The following is a 16,805-nucleotide window of genomic DNA, read 5'->3' as shown; positions in this document are numbered from 1 at the left end:
GAAATGACTCATTACGGCGAGAAAGGCGTCGATCGACGGCCCGGGTCAGTCGAGCGTCGACTCCAGCCGCTCGATCAGCGACGCGTTGCCGAGGTGGGTCGGCGTCCGGTCGTGGAGGCCGTCGGGGTCGATATCGAGTATCGATCCGTCGCCGTCGGAGGTCCGGCCGCCCGCCGCTCGGATCACGTATCCGACGGGGTTGGCCTCGAACTGGAGGCGGAGTTTCCCTTCGGGCGCGGATCGGAGACCGGGGTAGGCGAACACCCCGCCGTAGGTGAGCACCTGGTTTATGTCACCGATCATCGCCCCGCCGTAGCGAAGTTTGAGTTCGGATTCGACCGATTCGGCGTAGGCCGCGAAGTCGTCGGGCCAGTCGGGGACCCGCCCGCCGAACCCGTAGACGGTCGGGTCCTCGGGGAGGGTCACGCCGGTCCGGAGTTCGGACGCGACTCCCTCCTCGATCAGGTACTCGGTGGCCGATGCTCCCTCGGCGAAGACCATCGTGGTGAGGGGACCGTAGAGCACGTAGCCCGCGGCGATCAGGTCACGTCCCCGGGCGGGAAGCGGGGCGTCGTAGACGCCGACGATAGTCCCCATGACGTTGTTCGGTTTGAGGTTCGAGGAGCCGTCGAGGGGGTCGACCGCGACGGAGAGCCCGGTTCCCGTGTCCACGACCGCCGCCCGCTCCTCGCTGGCGTACTCGCCGACGCCGTCGATGCCGCCGAGGCAGTCCTCGAGCAGGTCGTCGGCGTACTCGTCGGCGGCCAACCGTCGGTCGCCCGTCGGGTTCTCGGCGTCCCCCTTCTCCCGGCGACCGGGGAGTCCCGCGCGAATCGTCGGGGCCGTCTCGGCGACCGCCTCGCGTATCTCGGCGACCGTATCGTCCCGACTCATCAGTCGCTCGCTTCGATGCCGCCGGTCGCCGCGAGGGCCTCGTCGACCGACGCGTCCTCGAAGATGACCGCCTCGAGACCGTCGAGGATGGCCTCCGGGTTCTGCCGCTGGAAGACGTTGCGCCCGACGGCCAGCCCGTCGGCGCCGGCGTCCATCGCCTCGCGAACCGTCGAGAGGAACGCCTCGTCGCTCGTCTTCGACCCGCCGCTCATCACGACTTTCATGTCGCCCGCGCTGTCGACGGCCCAGTTCATGGCGTCGGCCGACCCGGGATACTTCACTTTCGCGATGTCGGCGCCGAGTTCGAGGCCGAGGCGGGAGGCGTAGGCGATGGTATCGGGGCTCGTGTCGTCTTTCAGTCCCTGTCCGCGCGGGTACGACCACATCACGACGCCCATGTCGTGCTCGCGGGCCCGTTCCTGGGCGTCGCGGAACTCCTCGAACATCTCGACCTCGTGGTTCGAGCCGCCGTAGACGGTGAAGCCGATGGCGTCGGCGCCGAGTTCGGCCGCGTAGTCGACCGACCAGTTGACCGACGAGTCGGGCTCGCCCATCCAGAGGTTGCTCGTCCCGTTGAGCTTCGCCAGGAGTGGCACGTCGTCCTCGTAGGAGGGGTAGTACGCCTCGGCGACGCCCTTCTGGACCGCGATGGCCGTCACCGCGTCGTGGGTGGCCACGTCGAACACCGTCGCGGGGTCGGTCGTCTCCGGAACCGGTTCGAAGTCGACCGGACCGTGTTCGAGGCCGTGGTCGTACGCGAGGATCAGTGCCTTGCCGTCGCGGGTGATCGCGGAGTCAGCACCGGGGATCATGTATAGAACGTTCCGTCGAATTCACACATAAAGCGTGTGGTCGGCGACGAGGAGTGGCCGACAGCCGCCGGAATCTCACCGGACCGTGAGGTTGCCGACCATCCCCGAGGACACGTGGGGGACACAGACGTAGGTGTACTGGCCGGTAACCTCGAACGTGTGCCGGTAAGTCGTCCCGGCCTCGTTGAGCGAGACGTGGTTGACGTCGGCGGCGGAGGTGTCGTAGCTCGCGAACGGCTCCGCACCCTCCGGAAGCTCCACCTGGCTCGCGGCGTCCGGGTGACCCGAGACGTTGTGGCCGCCGGAGTCGAAGACGAACTCGACGGTATCGCCCTGCGAGACGGCGGTCGTCTCCGGTTCGAACTGGAGACTGCCGCCGGGACCAACGGTGATCGTCGCGTCCGCCTCGCCGGCCGGCGTGGACGTCGCCGTGGCCGTCGCCGTCGACGTCGGCTCCGGGGTATCGGTCGCCGTCCGTGTCGGCGGCGGCGGTGTCGCCGTATCCTCGGCGGGCACTCCCGCCGCGCCGCTTCGGTCGTCCCCCAGTTCCGCCCGTGTCAGCCACCCTCCCGCACCGACGACGCCAACACCCAGAACCCCCAGCACACGTCGACGGGTGACGAACCCGCCACCTTCGCTCTCGTTCTCGGACGACTTCGACTCCGACGACACGCCCGTTTCCGTTCGCTCGGCGCCACCGCCGTGCTGGTTGGCTCTCGCCGCGGTCTCGAAGGGATCGGCCGCCGCTCCGGCGGTCGCGCCCGCGACGGAACCGCTCGTGTCGGCGACGGTCGCCTCGAACAGCCGATCCAACTCGTTTCGCATCGGCAACACGCCGTCGTATCGGTCGGCCTTCCGCTTTGCCAGTGCCGTCATCACCACCTCGTCGACCGCCGGTGGCAGCGACGGCCGACGTTCGGAGGGCGGCACCGGACGCTCCTGGAGGACGCCTCGCATCACGGCCGCCGACGATCCGGTAAAGGGTGGCTCGCCGGTCAGCAGGGCGTACACCACCGCGCCGAGCTGGTAGATGTCGGTGATGTCGTCCGTCCCGCCGTACTCGTCCGCGTCGAACTGTTCCGGTGCCGCGTACGCCGGTGAGAACCCCTCGACGCTGTTCGAGTGATCGAGCAGGAGCTTCGCCAGCCCCCAGTCGCTCACCTTCGGGTAGGGCCACGTCTCCGGTGGTGTCTCCCGGAGCAGGACGTTCGTCGGCTTGAGGTCGAGATGTGCCACACCGTGACGGTGCCCGTGACGAACACCCTCGGCGATGCGCCCGGCCAGCCAGAGCGCCTCGGCGGGGTCCTCGGCCCCGAGCCTCGCGTCGAGCGTTCCGCCGTCCATGTACTCCAGTGCCATCCACGGGAGCGGATCCGTTCCCCACGCGTACACCGACACGACGTTGTCGTGGTCGTCGAGACGGGCCCAGGTTTCGGCCTCCGCCTCGAACGCCTCGACGACGCGGCGGTGGAGCGTCCCCTCGAACCGGGGCTGTTTCACCGCGACCGGGAACTCCGTCCCGTCGCGGACGACGGTCGCCAGATACACGTCCGCGTCGCCTCCGGTGCCGATCCGTTCACCGATGGTCAGTGCCTCGTAATCGAAGTCGGCTATCGAGAGGGGCGACACGGCCGCCGGAATCCGTTCGTGCTGATCGGGGCCCACCATTCGAGACAGACGGTATGCCGAGGGAAACCCAAATAAAACGAGGGGTCGCGAAGGGAGGAGGGACGGATCCCACCGGAGCGGTGGGGGCTACGTGCCGTCGAACGGCGACGACGTCGACCGATGCGTCCGCTCGCTTCGCGGTCGCTACCCTTACAGTCGTTCCCCGCACAGGAGCGGACATGCGAACACTCAGCGACATCGACACGGTCGGGGTCGTCGGCGCCGGCACGATGGGCAGCGGCATCGCCCAGGTCGCCGCCACCGCCGGCTACGACGTGGTGATGCGGGACATCGAGGACGATCTCGTCGCGGACGGCTTCGACCGCATCGACGACAGCCTCTCCCGGTTCGTCGAGAAAGAGCAGTTGACACGCGAGGAGGCCGACGCCGCCGTCGATCGGATCTCCGGAACGACCGACCTCGAGGACCTCGCGGCCTGCGATTACGTCATCGAAGCCGCCGTCGAGAACATGGAGATCAAACAGGAGGTCTTCGCGGACCTCGACGACGCCGTCGACGACGACGTGATTCTCGCGACGAACACCTCCACGCTCTCGATCACCACCATCGCGTCGGCGACGGAGCGCCCCGAACTCGTCGTCGGCCTCCACTTCATGAACCCCGCGCCGATCATGGAGGGTCTCGAACTCGTCGTCGGCGAGAAGACGGCCGACGAGGTGGTCGACTGTTCGCACGCCCTCGCCGAGGACTTCGGGAAGACGACCTGGGAGTCCGACGACAAACCCGGATTCGTCGTCAACCGGGTGCTGATGCCGTGGATCAACGAGGGCATCCGTGCCTACGACGAGGGCGTCGCGAGCAAGGCGGACATGGACGCGGGCCTGAAACTCGGAACGAACGTTCCGATGGGACCGCTCGAACTCGCCGATCACATCGGCCTCGACGTCTGTCTCGACGCCAGTCAGACGCTCGCCGAGGAACTCGGCGACCGCTACAAGCCGCCGTACCTGCTCAAGCGAAAGGTCGACGCCGGCGACCTCGGCCGGAAGACCGGCCAGGGCTTCTACGAGTACGACTGAGCGTCGAACTCGTCGGGCGTACGATCACCCGCCTGCGTCGCCCCCATCCCCGCCGCCGGTCCCGCCGGCACTCCCGTCCACCCCGTCGGGGACGAACCGCGAGGCGACCAGCCCGACGGCGGCCGCGACGCCGGCCGGGACGCCGACGAAGAGAAGCAGGACGACGAAGAGGCTGCCGCGCTCCCCGAGGCTGCCGTCGACCGGGAGGGCCGGACTGAGCGCGATCACCGGCACGCACAGGAGGACGACGGCGACGGCGTAGCCGCTTTTCGCGACCGCACCCTGAACGGTCCGCCGACGGACGAGATACGCGGTGGCGCCCAGCCACGCGACGAGGCCGAACGGGACCGCCCAGCCGCTGCCCGTGATCAGTCCCAGCACGACGGTCCCCACCACGCCGACGACGAGTCCGCCCACGACGCCGACGAGGACGGTGAGCGTGTCGTCGACGAGGCTGTCGGGCGCGAGGAGTCCGTCGGCGCTCTCCCCGCCGGTGGCGCCGGTCACGGCCCCGCCGAGCGCATCCCCGATCCGGCGGCCGTACGTTGTGAGGGTCGCACCGCCGGCCGACGACTCCCGGGGGGGGTGGCACTCAAATCCGTCGCGGCCTCCGTCCCCGCTTCCGCCTCGGCCTCGTCCCACACGCCGTCGTCGTCGGCGTCGGCGGCCGCCCGCTCCTCGGTGAGGTCGGCCGAACAGTGCATGCAGTAGGTCGCCGTCCGGCCGATCGGTCCGCCGCAGTTCGGACAGCGCGGATCGGCCGTGGAATCGCTCATGGTAGGCAGTCCCGTCGTCCGGCGACCGTCGTGGCCACCCGATAGATTGGACACGTGACACTACATCGCCTTTACCGTTACTGTGACGCCGGGGAGGGGCCGGGAATCCGGTCGCCCCGCAGCCGGCAGCCGTCCGCGTGACCGCCGATCCAGACGCCTTTTGGTGGCGGCCACCATGGAGACGAGCGATGGAAGTCGCCATCCTCACCGTGGGCGACGAGGTGCTCGCGGGCGACACCGAGAACACGAACGCGACGTGGCTCGCGGGGCGACTGACGGCGGCGGGCGCGTCGGTCGCACGCATCCTGACCGTCCCGGACGACCGCGACCTGATCGCCGAGACGGTCCGCGAGTGGTCGGACCGGTTCGACGCCGTCGTCGTCACCGGCGGGCTGGGCGGGACCCACGACGACGTGACCGCCGACGCCATCGCCGACGCCTTCGACCGCGACCTGGTCGTCGCCCCCGCCGTCCGGGAGGACGTGATCGAGACGGTCGCCACCTACCGGGAGCGAAACCCCGACCTGGTCGAGGCCCACGACCTCGACATCGACGTCGACGCCTGGGCGGCGCTACCGGAGGGGAGTCGCCCGCTGGTCAACCCCGAGGGGCTCTGCCCCGGTTGTGTCCTCGGGGACGTCTACGCGTTCCCGGGCGTGCCCGCGGAGATGCGCGCGCTCTTCGAACTAGTGGCCGGCGAGTTCGGCGGCGACGCCCTCTCGACGACGCTCTACACTCCACAGCCCGAGGGATCGATGGTCGAGGCGCTCGCGGGCGTCCGGGAGCGGTTCGACGTCACCGTCGGGAGTTACCCGAGCAGCGGCGATCGGAACCGACTGAAGATCACGGCCGAAGACGAGGCGACGGTCGACGCCGCGGCCGCGTGGCTCCACGAGCGGATCGACGTCGTCGAGGAGAATCACGACTGATTCTGCGAGCCGTGCGTTTAACCCCTCGCCGTCCCTCCCCCCGAGGGATGATCGAGGCCGACTCCCTCCGGAAGACATACGGCGACTTCCCCGCCGTCGTCGGCAGTACGTTCGACGTGGATCGGGGCGAGATCTTCGGCATCGTCGGCCCGAACGGCGCCGGGAAGACGACGACGCTGAAGATGATCGCCGGCTTGATCGAGCCCTCGGACGGCTCGGCGACCGTCGCGGGCTTCGACGCCGAGGATCCCGAGATGCGCCGCTCGCTCGGCTTCCTCCCCGAGGAGTCGCCGCTCTACGAGGACATGACCGCCCGCTCGTATCTCGACTTCTTCGCCGACCTCTACGACGTCCCGAGCGAGACGGCGACCGAGCGGATCGAGGGGACACTCGACCGCCTCGAACTCGACCATCGCGACCGCCGCCTCGGCGACGTCTCCAAGGGCATGAAACGCAAGGTCGCCATCGCGCGATCGCTGGTGAACGACCCCGACGTGTTGGTCTACGACGAACCGGCGAGCGGGCTCGACCCGCTGACGACCAACTACGTCTTGGAGTTCGTCCGCGAACTCCGCGACGCCGGCAAGACGGTGCTGTTCAGCGCGCACAACCTCTATCACGTCGAGAGCGTCTGTGACCGGGTGGCGATCATGAACCGCGGCGAGATCGTCGCCCGCGGGACCGTCCCCGAGATCCGCGAGCAGTACGGCACCACCGAGTACCGCGTGTTCACGTCGGTCCCCGTCCCCGCGTTCGACACGGAGCCGGCCGGCGACCGCCACGTCTCGACCGTCGCGGACATGGACGCCGTCGAGCGGGTCCGCGAGGCGGCCGGCGAGGCGGGGGGCGAGGTGGTCGACATCCGCACCGACGAACCGAGTCTGGAGGAGATCTTCCTGGATCTGGCCGCCGACACGGCCGACGGCCCCCGGGGGGCGCAGTGACGGCGTCGTCGCCGTCCGACCGACTCCGCGACGGCCTTCGCGCGGTCGCCCGTATCGCCCGCTGGGAGGTCGGGCGGAGCGCCGGCGTCGTCGACCGGCGGACGGCGGCGCTGGGACTCGTCGCCCTCCTCCTCGCGGGGGCGGTCGGCGGGGCGACCCTCGCGACCGGCGGCGCCGCCCTCGACCGCGACGTCTACCGGATCGGCGTCGCGACCGACAGCCCCTACCACGAGGTGGTCCGGGAGAGTCCGGCGCTCGCGGCCCGTGACGCCGACCTCGACTCGCTCGGCCGCAGCGTCGAGGTGGTCGTCCGCGGCGACCGGTTCTACGTCGCCGACTCCCGGAAGGCCGAGGCCGCGCTGTCGACGTTCCGGAGCGCCGTCCGTCGACACAACCTGGGGCGGATGGGCGAGGAGGGGAACGTCTCCGCGGCGTTCCCGGTCGTCGTCACGCTCCAGTACACGGATCGCGGGGGCGGTACGGGGGGCTCCGCCACCGCCAGCACTGGCGGGGACGGGACGACAGATAACGGGGGCGACGGGGACGGAGGTACCGCCGACGATCCGACTGCCGACGGGGGCGGGACCGGTCAGGATAGGGACGACGGGACCGCCGATTCGAGCGACTCAGGCGACGGCATCGCCGCGGGCGGCGACTCCGGCTCGCTCGGCGTGCCGTTTCTCGGCGGCGACCTCCTGGGTGGCGGCAACTCCGGTTCGCCGGCCGACATCTCCCCGCCCTTTCCCTTCGGTGCGCTCGTCCTCGCGTTCGTCTTTTTCGTCCCCATGAACTTCGTCATCCAGCCCTACGGGAGCAGCATCCTCAACGAGCGGATCAACCGGCGGGGCGAACTCCTCCTCGTCGCGCCCGTCTCCCCGGCGGCCATCGTCGCCGGCAAGACCCTGCCGTATCTGGCGACGCTCGTGGGGTTAACCGCTGTCATCGCCGTCGCCATCGGCGGCGGCGTGACGAGCGTGGCCGCCGTCGCGCCCATTGCCGCCCTCTATCTCGCCGCCACCTTCGTCGGCGGCATGTTCGCCCGGTCGTTCAAGGAACTCACCTTCGTCACCGTCGCCATCTCCGTCTTTCTCACCTCCTATGCCTTCGTCCCTGCCATCTTCACGAACGTGACGCCAATCGCCCTCATCTCGCCGCTGACGCTCGTCGTCCACGACCTGCAGGGTACCGGCGTCACCGCCGCCCAGTACGCCTTCTCGACCGGCCCCTTCTACGTGGGGGCGGCCGTCCTCTTCACCCTCGGCGTCGGCGTCTACCGTGAGGAGGACATGTTCACCCAGCGGCCCGTCCCGCTGAAGTTCCTCGACGCGCTCGACAGCCGGATCGCCGGGCCACGCTCGATGGCCGTCCTGAGCGCGCTCTCGATTCCCTTCGTGTTCATCGCCGAACTGCTCGCCATCGCCGTCCTCTTCGTCCTCCCCGTGGACGTCTCGATTCCCCTCCTCCTGCTCGTCGTCGCCGGCGTCGAGGAGGTGGCAAAGAGCGTCCACGTCTACGCGGGCTTCGAGAACGACTTCGCCGACCGCCGCGGTCTGCGGACCGCGCTCGTCCTCGGCTCGCTCTCGGGCCTCGGCTTCTTCCTCGGCGAGAAGCTCACCGCCGTCGTCCAGTTCGTCGGACTCCCCGACCTCGCGCTCGGCCGGGCGGCGTTCACGCCGGTCGGCGTCGGCTCGGCGGCCGCACTCGGGCTCCTGCTCGCCCCGCTCGTCCTCCACGCGACGACGACGAGCATCGCGGCGCTCGGCGCGAGTCGCTCCCGCAACTGGTATCTGGCGGCGCTGGTGCCCGCAACCCTGGTTCACGCGGCGTACAACTTCGCGGTGGTGAGTGCCCTTGGGTGATCCACGCCTCACCATCGCCCGGCGGGAGCTGGCGACCCTGCGCTCCGAGAAGACCATCGTCCTCGCCTTGCTCATCCAGCTGTTCATCGCCGCCTTCTCGTCGTTTCTCGTCGTCGGCTTAGTCTCGCTGTACGACCCCGGGAGCGTCGAGGGGTTCGAGACGGAAGTGGCCGTCACCGGCGACGCGGGCGACGACCTGCTCGCGACCCTCGACGACCGGCCGTCGATATCGGGGACGCGCTACGCCTCGGAGACGACGGCGCGGGCGGCGTTCGACCGCGGGGAGGTGGATGCCGTTCTCCTGGCGGACCGGCGGGCGGGACGGGTCTTCGTCTCGGCGACGGTGCCCGACGGCAACGTGCGGACGACGGTCATCGTCGTCCAGCTGCGGGACGCGCTGTCGACCTTCGAGCGCGTTGAGCGGGCCGACCGGTCCGCGCACCTGTCGTCGACGCCGCTTCCCCTCCCGCCACGGAGCGGCGCCTCGCCGTACTACGGGTTCAGCTACACCGTGTTGCTCCCGCTGCTCTGCTTTCTCCCCGTCTTCATCAGCGGGTCGATGACCGTCGACTCGCTGACCGAGGAGGTCGAACGTGGGACGCTCGAACTCCTGCGGGTCGCCCCCGTCTCCGTCGTCGACATCGTCGACGGAAAGGTGTGGGCCGCAGCGGGGCTCGCGCCCGCACAGGCGGCGCTCTGGATCGCCCTCCTCGATTTCAACGGCACCAGCGTCCACCATCCGGTGGCCGTGCTCGTCGTCGTCGCCGCGCTCGCCTTGCTCGTCGTCACGCTCGGGGCGACCATCGCCCTGCTCGCTCCGGACCGGCGAGCGGCGCAGTTCCTCTACTCCGTCGGCGTCCTCGTCGCCTTCGGCGGGGCGACGCTCCTGCCCGTGAACCCCGTCAACTCCGTCGCCCGCCTCGCGGTCGATAGCGTCGGTCCGACGTATCCGCTGCTGGTCGCCGGCTACGTCGCCCTCGGGGTCGCGGCCTACCTCGGTCTCCGGCGCGCGGTGCCACGGATCGGCGTCGGCGAGTAGGCGCCGCCCCCGAAACACACTCAAGGCACCACGAGAGAGAACGGGTATGGGTTTCGGAAGCACGGCGAAGAAGCTCCAGCAGGTCGCCGACATGGCCGAGGACGTCTACGCCCGCCTGAACCAGCTCAGAGAGCAGGTGAGCGAGATGCGGGAGACGGTCATCGAGACACAGAGCCGGGTCGACGACCTCGACCGAGAACTGGCCGAACAGCGGGCGCTCCTCGAGGCACTCGCCGAGGAACGGGGCATCGACGCGACGGCGATCACCGCCGAAGTCCACGTCGTCGACGCCGAGGAAGGCGCCGCCGAGGGGGACAGCGACACCGACGACGAGGACGCGGCCGACGCTACGACGGACGCCTGATCCCGTCGCTCACTCGCGGCGCTGACGGTGTTCGACCTTCAGACAGCGATCCTGAACGACGCGCAACTCGGCCTCGCGGGCACGGGCGGCTGCGTCGTCGTCGCGGATCCCGAGCTGGAGCCAGACGCCGCGAACGTCCCCGCGCGTCGCGACCCGTTCTAGGACCTCGTCGACCACGCCGCTCACCGCTTCGCTCGGCCGGAACACGTCGACCAGTTCGACCGCCTCGTCCACGTCGGCGAGGCTGTCGGCCGCCGGCCGACCCAGCACTGCCTCGCGGTTCGGGTTGACCGGGACGACGTCGTACCCCTGCCTCTGGAGGTAGGCCGGAACGTCGTGGGCCGCCTTGCCGGGCGTCCCCGAACACCCGACGACTGCGATGGTGTCGACGTCGAGCAGCGATTCGATGTCGTCGTCGGTGGCGTCGGTCATGGCCGTCGGGTAGGGGCCGCGCCGGCAAGAATCGTCCGCTACCGGTCGGGCAGGTTCGCCGTCGGCTCGCCGTCCTCGTGGGTCTCGATCAGACCGTCGAACAGCTGTTTCAGCGTGTTCATCGTCTTGTCGTCGTGCGCCGAGGAGTCGATGGCGTAGAGACCGAGACCGCCGACGCTCTGGACCCGCCCGGTGAAGACGTGGAGGAACCGGAACACGGTCTGGAGGTCGGAGTACATCAGGAGCGTCGACAGCGAGTCCAGAAACACTCGGTTTCGCTCCACTCCCTGCTTCTCGTAGAACTCCTCGAGGATCTCGGAGAACTTGATCCCGACGCCGGTCATGTCCACGGGCGAGGACGTATACCGGACCTGCGTGTCGTCGCGGACCTCGTTGACGCCTTGCTGTTTAGTCACACAGTCCACGACCGCGACGGGATGGTCGGCGTAGTCGACGCGCTCGCCCAAGTCCTCGAACACTCGCTTGGCGCCGTCGGTGTTGCTGACGACGACGGCACCGTCGCCGTTCCGGATCCCGCTCGCGAGCACGTCGAACGCGAACCCTTTCTTGCCGGTGAGTGCGGGACCGGAGAGAAGGAGGTTGGTCCCCGGCTCGACCTCGACGCCGAGCGGCGGGCCAAGGTCATACATCTCGAACCCTCGCAGGGATCGCTATGTGGGGATACCCCTCTCCCTGCGGACGACACGGCTCACCGGAAATCATGAGGTAGTATGAACATATAGTGAGCCGGTAATATTCTTTTTGATTGCGCAGAATCGGAGGATGAGAAGGCGATACGGAGAAACCACAGCCACCGGCACGTTCGTCCCCGACAGGTATTACGGTCCCGATACGGCCCGCCACGAATCGCGTCATTTATCATCGGTCGTCGAGTTCCATGTGGATGCGGGGCGCTTAGCTCAGCCTGGACAGAGTGTCTGGCTTCGGACCAGATTGTCGCGGGTTCAAATCCTGCAGCGCCCATTCGTTTTCCGAACGATCCAAATCCGACAGACGGCGGTGGGTCTCTTATAAAATGACCCCCGGCACGCGGGTTTGATTTCGTTCGGTTATCGAACGATTCTGAAACACGGCGGTGCTGTCCTGCGGTTCGCTACATCTAAACGGGGCGAAGAAGGGCATAATCATTGGGCCGTTGAACCGAGCAGTGGCTGTGGGTGCGGAATCTTGTTCGGGCGGCGTGGAACAACCAAAATAAGATCGAGGTGGAGAACGCGAATCTTTCACCTCTGTTCTCACAGTGTCTGGAAATAGGCTGGTATAACTGATGGCCAACGAAGCAACCCCCGCTGGTCGGGTCTATCGGCAGGCGTCTTCCGCCAGCTAGCACGCGCACAAAGGTGCTCCGGTAGTTACAGACAGTCAATTAGGAGGCGAGTGATCATACCACGCTACTATATTCGGTGTGTCGCGGGCTCTGTTGAGTTGAATAAGGGCCCGTCAAATGGAGATCCCATCTGTTCTGACACCAATCGAGCTTTGGCGTTGACTTGCACCACCGTCGCCGAGTCCTCAAACGCTGTCTCGAACCTTGTCCATCTTGCACTGAACGCAGAGATCGTCGAAGACACAACCAACACTATCGTACGGACAGACGTGCTCTTCAGTCTCGACCGAGAGTCGACGTTTTTGTTGTCGCCACTCTATCTCCCAGTCGTCGATCGACATCTCCGCCGAGGTAAACACGATATCACCCTCGTGGTTCTCGATCTTCGCGACGACTCCCGACTCGAGTTCATCCTTCACGATCGCGATCGCTTCCTCGTACGACGAGCAGTCACGCCGCTCACGGCTATCATCTAACAGAACGACAGTGATCGACCTATCTGTCGTCTCGGTTGGGCCGAGTCCGGACATCACTACAAGAGATCGCGAAGGAAGTGAATATAAATTCGATGGGCTCTGTTGAACCTTCAGTTGGTGATACGTTTCAGAAGTCGTGCTGAATACAGAGCGCGTATCGGTCAAGAGACCGGCGTCGAATCAATAAGTACAGACAAATAACATATCGATAGAAGGGACAATTTTCACATGACAATCTTTGGGAACGAGAGAGACTTGCTAGAAGGAAGGATGACGAGGTATCCATGATTCTCTTCGTACCCGGCTTCCAGCACCTCTCCGAGGGAGATCGCATACTTGCCGCGTGATGTAAACCGCTGTCGTAAGAACTCACGGGAAATTAGAGGGATTTCTGTCAGAAACACCTCGTGCATATCGTAGGAGGGTAGCCGTTTACTCACGCCGCTCGAAACGTTATCTAGACCTTTTGGACCCACGAAATACCACGTTTCACATGTTAGAGCCACGACAAAGTCATCAAATTCGAACTGAATCGCGTCTTTTGAAGACTCTCTAATGTCAGTTAGCACTTCCTCGATATTGTCGAACCCCTGATAAAATTGGTTAAAGTAAATGCTCCAAATTAGCGGCCCGCTTGCTTCCCTTGATGGAGAACCAATCTCATCAGAAAGCGTCTCGGCTATTGAGAAGACGAATTCTGTATTAAATGGTGTCGGAGATAGCGTTTTCTGTACCGGTTCGCGTAGTTCGTCTTTGATCGTCTCAATAACATTTGATGACGCAATATCACCAATGATGATCTGATCAATACTTTCGACGATATTTAGTACTGCTTCAGATTCGGCAAGGCGGTTTATACAGTGCGATTGTAATAGTTTTGAGACGAATCTGGCCTTCTCAATCTCGGTTAACCCCTTAAGACCTGAAAAACTGTCCAGATTAACATCTTCTGGGACAGTGGGCTCGTAACTATCCCCACTGGTCTCTAAGAGGTTCATCTCATAGAGGCTCCAGAAGAGATCTCCATCAAGGTAATCCTCGTGGGTAACACCCGTTTCAGCTAATATACTAACCGCCAACTGATCCACCTGAAAGGTACTGACAGGTGGTGCAGAAGCCACGTTAGACGTGTTTTTATGAATTATATAGTCACCGTTTTTCTTCTGTTTGAGTGTAGGCACGTCTGAAGAGATCAGGATATTGCATTCAATTAACTTGCTGGTTCTGCTTCGCTGTTTACCGGGATAGCCTCATGATTTGAATAGGGTCAACAATATGAGATATTTACGTCATTCCTAAGTATGGTTCGCAGGTGCAATAAGCTAAGAGAGCAGACCTACTTAATGAATTTTTCGTCTCTACTGTTCTGAAACAAACAACGTCCAACTGCTGCATACAACCTCTGGGCGTTGTTTAGACGCCAGCGTTCAGCGGTCAGCCACCTCGATCGCGCGTTCAATGTTTCGCACCGCTGATTTCATGACAAGTTCGCGGAATTGACCGAACCACGTTCTCGCCCAGAGCGTCTCACCGTATCGCTGCCGCAGACCGAAAAACACCGATTCAGCGTTCGAACGCTGGTTGTACGCCCGATCGAGGATGAGTAGGTTTCTCGCCCACCCTCGGAAACCTGGGCCGCGTTGCGGAATCAGAGGTGTGATACTTTCAGCACGCAACCTCGTGCGAAGTGCTTCCCAGTCGTATCCTTTATCCGCCGCCACAGCCGTTAAATCGTCGAGATTCCGCACCAGCACTTGCCAACCGACCTGGGTATCGTGCGGTTGTTTCATCGAGCAGTGTATATCTAGAATCGCACTTGTTTCACAATCGACGAGCAGCGTGGTCTTCACCGCCTCGAACGTGTAATCCGTCCGTTTCGCGTAGTGCTGGCTCGCTTGGACACGATCCACGCCGGTTGCGTCGATTGCTTGGACATCTCCGAGTTCGTACAGTTCACCCGACGCGTCAAGGATCGCCCGCCACCGCTTCATCGGAATCGCTTGCTTCCGCGCACACACGGTCGAGAAGTGAGGGAGTGTCTCAACCGTCAAACCAAGCGATTCCGCGACTCTCGGCATTTCTCGCAGAACATCCATCAGCTTCCGGTAATCGTGGTTGAGATACTCTTTGAAGCCCTGAACAGCGAGAATCACCCAGTCGGCATACCCCTCTTTCCCGGGTCGGTATGCCGGAGCTGGCTCGCCAGCGACGGCTTTTTTGGAGAGCGAGACAACCATCTCTGCGAAGCGGGAGGTCTTGGTTTGCACACCCAATCCGTCCCGCTTCACTTCCTAGTAGATTTGGTACTTCGTTGGAACTACTAGTGTGTCGATACTAGTTCCACGTTCTTCAGGACGACCGAGTCTATCCGTCTAAACAAGGCCCACCCTCTGTATTGGTCACGACACTGCTGACAGATATATGATCAGTTTCAGTAATCGTGCTGCATACAGGGTGCGAGTCAGTTGATCAGGATGTTCTTGTCAAGGGCTTCGGATAGAGTGTGAGTCCAACGACTGCCGACTGGCATGCGACGAGGTTCCCTTACCAAAGTGGAGAGCGGGGCGTGTGCTGAAGCACTGAGAGCGTCGCGGATAAGTTTGGGGGGTAGAACAACGGGATGACTGCAGGCACTACGGTTGCAGTGCGCACATCTTGCAGAGGACGCCACACCGTCCGTGCGAGATGTTCAATATGTATCTGGTGCGCCGCCGTGGTGACCTAATAGCAGTTCTCAACTGTGAACCCCTTGCTCCGAGAGAGGGACAACAGGGGAGACGGCGGTCCACATCGAGAATCTATTAGTACACACGTCTGTAGAGCGCTGGCTACCGTGGTTATACCGATGACGTCCACCGGCGATCGCTGGAGTTCGCACCATCCTTTCCAAGAGCGCGTGGGGAGCCGTCGTACGACCGTGACATCTTCCCAGCGGTGATTTCAGCGTGTTCAGTACCCTTCGATTTCGACCGTCTCAGGCCCAACAAGGGACTTCGTTCACCGACCGACCGAGCGCCTGCAGCGCCCATCGCCGAATTTTCGTTCGTAATCGCATGACAGCGTCGGGGTAATCGTCGATATCATCGTCTCTGAATGCACTGCCGTTGATTTCGTTCGGCTACCGAACGATTTCGAACGACGGCGGTTTCGTCCTCTGGGTCGCTGCCTCTACGGCGTGGCGCATGGCTGCTAATCATTGGGTTATTGATGTCCTTCGGCTGCAATCAACTGGGCCCCAGCAACTTCGAGAGCTGGGAGTAGTTGGGTACGAGACTCCGCACTGTCGCCGAGTGAGGGTTCCGACGAAGGCTATCCGAGAAAGCACCGATAATACCCGAAAACGAAGTATCCAGGGTGTGGTTCGATCGTGTGATCTACTGGCAGTTGTTAATTACGGACGCTCAACGTCGAGAACCTACTAGCAGACACGAGTCTGTGGTAGACTAGCGATCAGAGCTGATTCTCCGAATGCATCGTCTCAGTTGCCGATAATTTCGGCAGGACTCCCTATTCAGGAATCTCGTAGCAGCAGAAGTCTGTTGCACCGCATGCTGGATACGAGTCAATATCCGGAGAGACGGTCAGTCCACAGTGGCGGCACTCAACGATGATCGCACACCGCGGATAGCAGTCACGCGGTCGATAGTCGTTGCCCGTCTCACGGCCCAGGACGGTTGAACGCGCTCGTGGCTCGGCATCGTATCCGGGGCTCGGACGAGTGCGGTCCGTCGTTCGATAGCTCCCGTGGGACGGAAACGGGGGATCGCTATCGACGCTCCCCCTGGAGTTCGGGGACGACGTGAGGTCGGAGAGCCCGCCGGACCGCTCGCAGGAGCTGACGGTGCGCATTCTCGCCGCAAGAATCCGCGAATTGGCCGGTGGGTCTGAACGATCGCGCGCGAAGTTATCGCGGGATTCCAAGGCCGAGACGCCGAACACACCGGTCACTCCGCATGCGCCGCGATCCGTCGACGGCGTCCGACACGTCCGGTAGAGATTCCGCTCCGGGAGCGGTGTCACCAGCAACAGGTAGTGCGGGTCGTTCCCTCCCCCACCTGTCCGTCCTGCTGGCCCTGTCCGTTGGCGCGGTGACTGAGCGCCGTAGAACCGGTTCATCTGTCAGCTGTAAATCAATCAAGATATTCACATCCCGAGATGGCGAATATCTTGAAACAGTTACAGCCGACAGTATCAGTCGCTCTCCGAGGCGGTAACGGGACGTGG

General features: G+C 64.3%; 16 protein-coding genes and 1 tRNA gene. 7 read left to right on the top strand and 10 right to left on the bottom strand.

Annotated elements, in window-relative coordinates:
- Positions 1 to 45: 45 nt before the first annotated feature.
- The 3 genes from EI982_RS03840 to EI982_RS03830 all read right to left on the bottom strand — a co-directional run bounded on the left by EI982_RS03840 (position 46) and on the right by EI982_RS03830 (position 3,371).
- Positions 46 to 894: a class 1 fructose-bisphosphatase gene (locus tag EI982_RS03840; RefSeq protein ID WP_157688222.1), complete on the bottom strand. Its 849-nt coding sequence runs from the start codon at positions 892 to 894 to the stop codon at positions 46 to 48.
- A complete protein-coding gene (locus EI982_RS03835) occupies positions 894 to 1,706 on the bottom strand; it encodes a class I fructose-bisphosphate aldolase (protein WP_157688221.1) in 813 nt (270 codons plus the stop codon). The genes EI982_RS03840 and EI982_RS03835 overlap by 1 nt, the downstream gene beginning before the upstream one ends.
- 75 nt (positions 1,707 to 1,781) lie before the next feature.
- Positions 1,782 to 3,371 (bottom strand): protein kinase domain-containing protein, encoded by a 1,590-nt coding sequence (locus EI982_RS03830; protein ID WP_233255285.1) that lies wholly within the window; start codon positions 3,369 to 3,371, stop codon positions 1,782 to 1,784.
- Positions 3,372 to 3,553: 182 nt separating this feature from the next.
- Between EI982_RS03830 and EI982_RS03825 the strand changes: the two genes are divergently transcribed.
- A complete protein-coding gene (locus EI982_RS03825) occupies positions 3,554 to 4,414 on the top strand; it encodes a 3-hydroxyacyl-CoA dehydrogenase family protein (protein WP_157688219.1) in 861 nt (286 codons plus the stop codon).
- 24 nt (positions 4,415 to 4,438) lie between these two features.
- On the opposite strand, the gene EI982_RS03820 is transcribed toward EI982_RS03825, so the two are convergent.
- Entirely contained in the window at positions 4,439 to 4,921 is a 483-nt protein-coding gene (locus EI982_RS03820) for a hypothetical protein (RefSeq protein ID WP_157688218.1), read from the bottom strand.
- A complete protein-coding gene (locus tag EI982_RS03815) occupies positions 4,918 to 5,190 on the bottom strand; it encodes a hypothetical protein (RefSeq protein WP_157688217.1) in 273 nt (90 codons plus the stop codon). Before EI982_RS03815 ends, EI982_RS03820 begins: the two co-directional genes overlap by 4 nt.
- Positions 5,191 to 5,378: 188 nt before the next feature.
- Between EI982_RS03815 and EI982_RS03810 the strand changes: the two genes are divergently transcribed.
- The 5 genes from EI982_RS03810 to EI982_RS03790 are packed head-to-tail and all read left to right on the top strand — an operon-like array spanning position 5,379 to position 10,325.
- Positions 5,379 to 6,119 carry a competence/damage-inducible protein A gene (locus EI982_RS03810; protein ID WP_157688216.1) on the top strand — a complete coding sequence of 247 codons (741 nt, stop codon included), beginning with the start codon at positions 5,379 to 5,381 and terminating at the stop codon, positions 6,117 to 6,119.
- A 47-nt stretch (positions 6,120 to 6,166) separates the two neighbouring features.
- Positions 6,167 to 7,063, top strand: coding sequence for an ABC transporter ATP-binding protein (locus EI982_RS03805; RefSeq protein ID WP_157688215.1), 897 nt, complete (start codon positions 6,167 to 6,169; stop codon positions 7,061 to 7,063).
- Positions 7,060 to 8,922, top strand: a complete 1,863-nt coding sequence (locus EI982_RS03800; RefSeq protein WP_157688214.1) for a PrsW family glutamic-type intramembrane protease — start codon at positions 7,060 to 7,062, stop codon at positions 8,920 to 8,922. Before EI982_RS03805 ends, EI982_RS03800 begins: the two co-directional genes overlap by 4 nt.
- A complete protein-coding gene (locus EI982_RS03795; RefSeq protein WP_157688213.1) occupies positions 8,915 to 9,961 on the top strand; it encodes an ABC transporter permease in 1,047 nt (348 codons plus the stop codon). Before EI982_RS03800 ends, EI982_RS03795 begins: the two co-directional genes overlap by 8 nt.
- Positions 9,962 to 10,007: 46 nt before the next feature.
- On the top strand, positions 10,008 to 10,325 hold the full coding sequence (locus EI982_RS03790; RefSeq protein WP_157688212.1) for a DUF5798 family protein: 318 nt from the start codon (positions 10,008 to 10,010) through the stop codon (positions 10,323 to 10,325).
- Between the two features lie 9 nt (positions 10,326 to 10,334).
- Here the strand turns inward: EI982_RS03790 and EI982_RS03785 are convergent, their stop codons facing one another.
- Both EI982_RS03785 and EI982_RS03780 read right to left on the bottom strand, forming a co-directional pair.
- The gene (locus tag EI982_RS03785) at positions 10,335 to 10,757 is read right to left on the bottom strand and encodes a CoA-binding protein (RefSeq protein WP_157688211.1); all 423 of its coding nucleotides are present in this window, start codon (positions 10,755 to 10,757) and stop codon (positions 10,335 to 10,337) included.
- Positions 10,758 to 10,795: 38 nt separating this feature from the next.
- Positions 10,796 to 11,407, bottom strand: coding sequence for an RAD55 family ATPase (locus EI982_RS03780; protein WP_157688210.1), 612 nt, complete (start codon positions 11,405 to 11,407; stop codon positions 10,796 to 10,798).
- A 259-nt stretch (positions 11,408 to 11,666) separates the two neighbouring features.
- On the opposite strand from EI982_RS03780, the gene EI982_RS03775 reads away from it, so the two are divergent.
- Positions 11,667 to 11,741: transfer RNA gene (locus EI982_RS03775), tRNA-Arg, on the top strand.
- Between the two features lie 549 nt (positions 11,742 to 12,290).
- Here the strand turns inward: EI982_RS03775 and EI982_RS03770 are convergent.
- From EI982_RS03770 to EI982_RS03760, 3 genes are all read right to left on the bottom strand, one after another.
- Complete coding sequence (locus EI982_RS03770; protein WP_157688209.1) at positions 12,291 to 12,638, bottom strand: hypothetical protein; 348 nt, start codon at positions 12,636 to 12,638, stop codon at positions 12,291 to 12,293.
- Between the two features lie 167 nt (positions 12,639 to 12,805).
- Complete coding sequence (locus EI982_RS03765; RefSeq protein ID WP_157688208.1) at positions 12,806 to 13,762, bottom strand: hypothetical protein; 957 nt, start codon at positions 13,760 to 13,762, stop codon at positions 12,806 to 12,808.
- Between the two features lie 246 nt (positions 13,763 to 14,008).
- Positions 14,009 to 14,848 carry an IS5 family transposase gene (locus tag EI982_RS03760; protein ID WP_199243722.1) on the bottom strand — a complete coding sequence of 280 codons (840 nt, stop codon included), beginning with the start codon at positions 14,846 to 14,848 and terminating at the stop codon, positions 14,009 to 14,011.
- Positions 14,849 to 16,805: the final 1,957 nt, after the last annotated feature.

This window comes from Haloplanus salinarum, from assembly GCF_009762275.1.
In the GTDB taxonomy this organism is placed as follows: domain Archaea; phylum Halobacteriota; class Halobacteria; order Halobacteriales; family Haloferacaceae; genus Haloplanus; species Haloplanus salinarum.
Note: the sequence above shows the minus strand (reverse complement) of the source record. Positions and strands in the feature narration are given on the sequence as shown.

Excerpts from the sequence above, each read along its gene's own strand:
- EI982_RS03790 (WP_157688212.1), top strand. The coding sequence starts at position 10,008 with ATGGGTTTCGGAAGCACGGCGAAGAAGCTCCAGCAGGTCGCCGACATG.
- EI982_RS03805 (WP_157688215.1), top strand. The coding sequence starts at position 6,167 with ATGATCGAGGCCGACTCCCTCCGGAAGACATACGGCGACTTCCCCGCC.
- EI982_RS03785 (WP_157688211.1), bottom strand. The coding sequence starts at position 10,757 with ATGACCGACGCCACCGACGACGACATCGAATCGCTGCTCGACGTCGAC.
- EI982_RS03825 (WP_157688219.1), top strand. The coding sequence starts at position 3,554 with ATGCGAACACTCAGCGACATCGACACGGTCGGGGTCGTCGGCGCCGGC.
- EI982_RS03815 (WP_157688217.1), bottom strand. The coding sequence starts at position 5,190 with ATGAGCGATTCCACGGCCGATCCGCGCTGTCCGAACTGCGGCGGACCG.
- EI982_RS03840 (WP_157688222.1), bottom strand. The coding sequence starts at position 894 with ATGAGTCGGGACGATACGGTCGCCGAGATACGCGAGGCGGTCGCCGAG.
- EI982_RS03780 (WP_157688210.1), bottom strand. The coding sequence starts at position 11,407 with ATGTATGACCTTGGCCCGCCGCTCGGCGTCGAGGTCGAGCCGGGGACC.
- EI982_RS03810 (WP_157688216.1), top strand. The coding sequence starts at position 5,379 with ATGGAAGTCGCCATCCTCACCGTGGGCGACGAGGTGCTCGCGGGCGAC.
- EI982_RS03835 (WP_157688221.1), bottom strand. The coding sequence starts at position 1,706 with ATGATCCCCGGTGCTGACTCCGCGATCACCCGCGACGGCAAGGCACTG.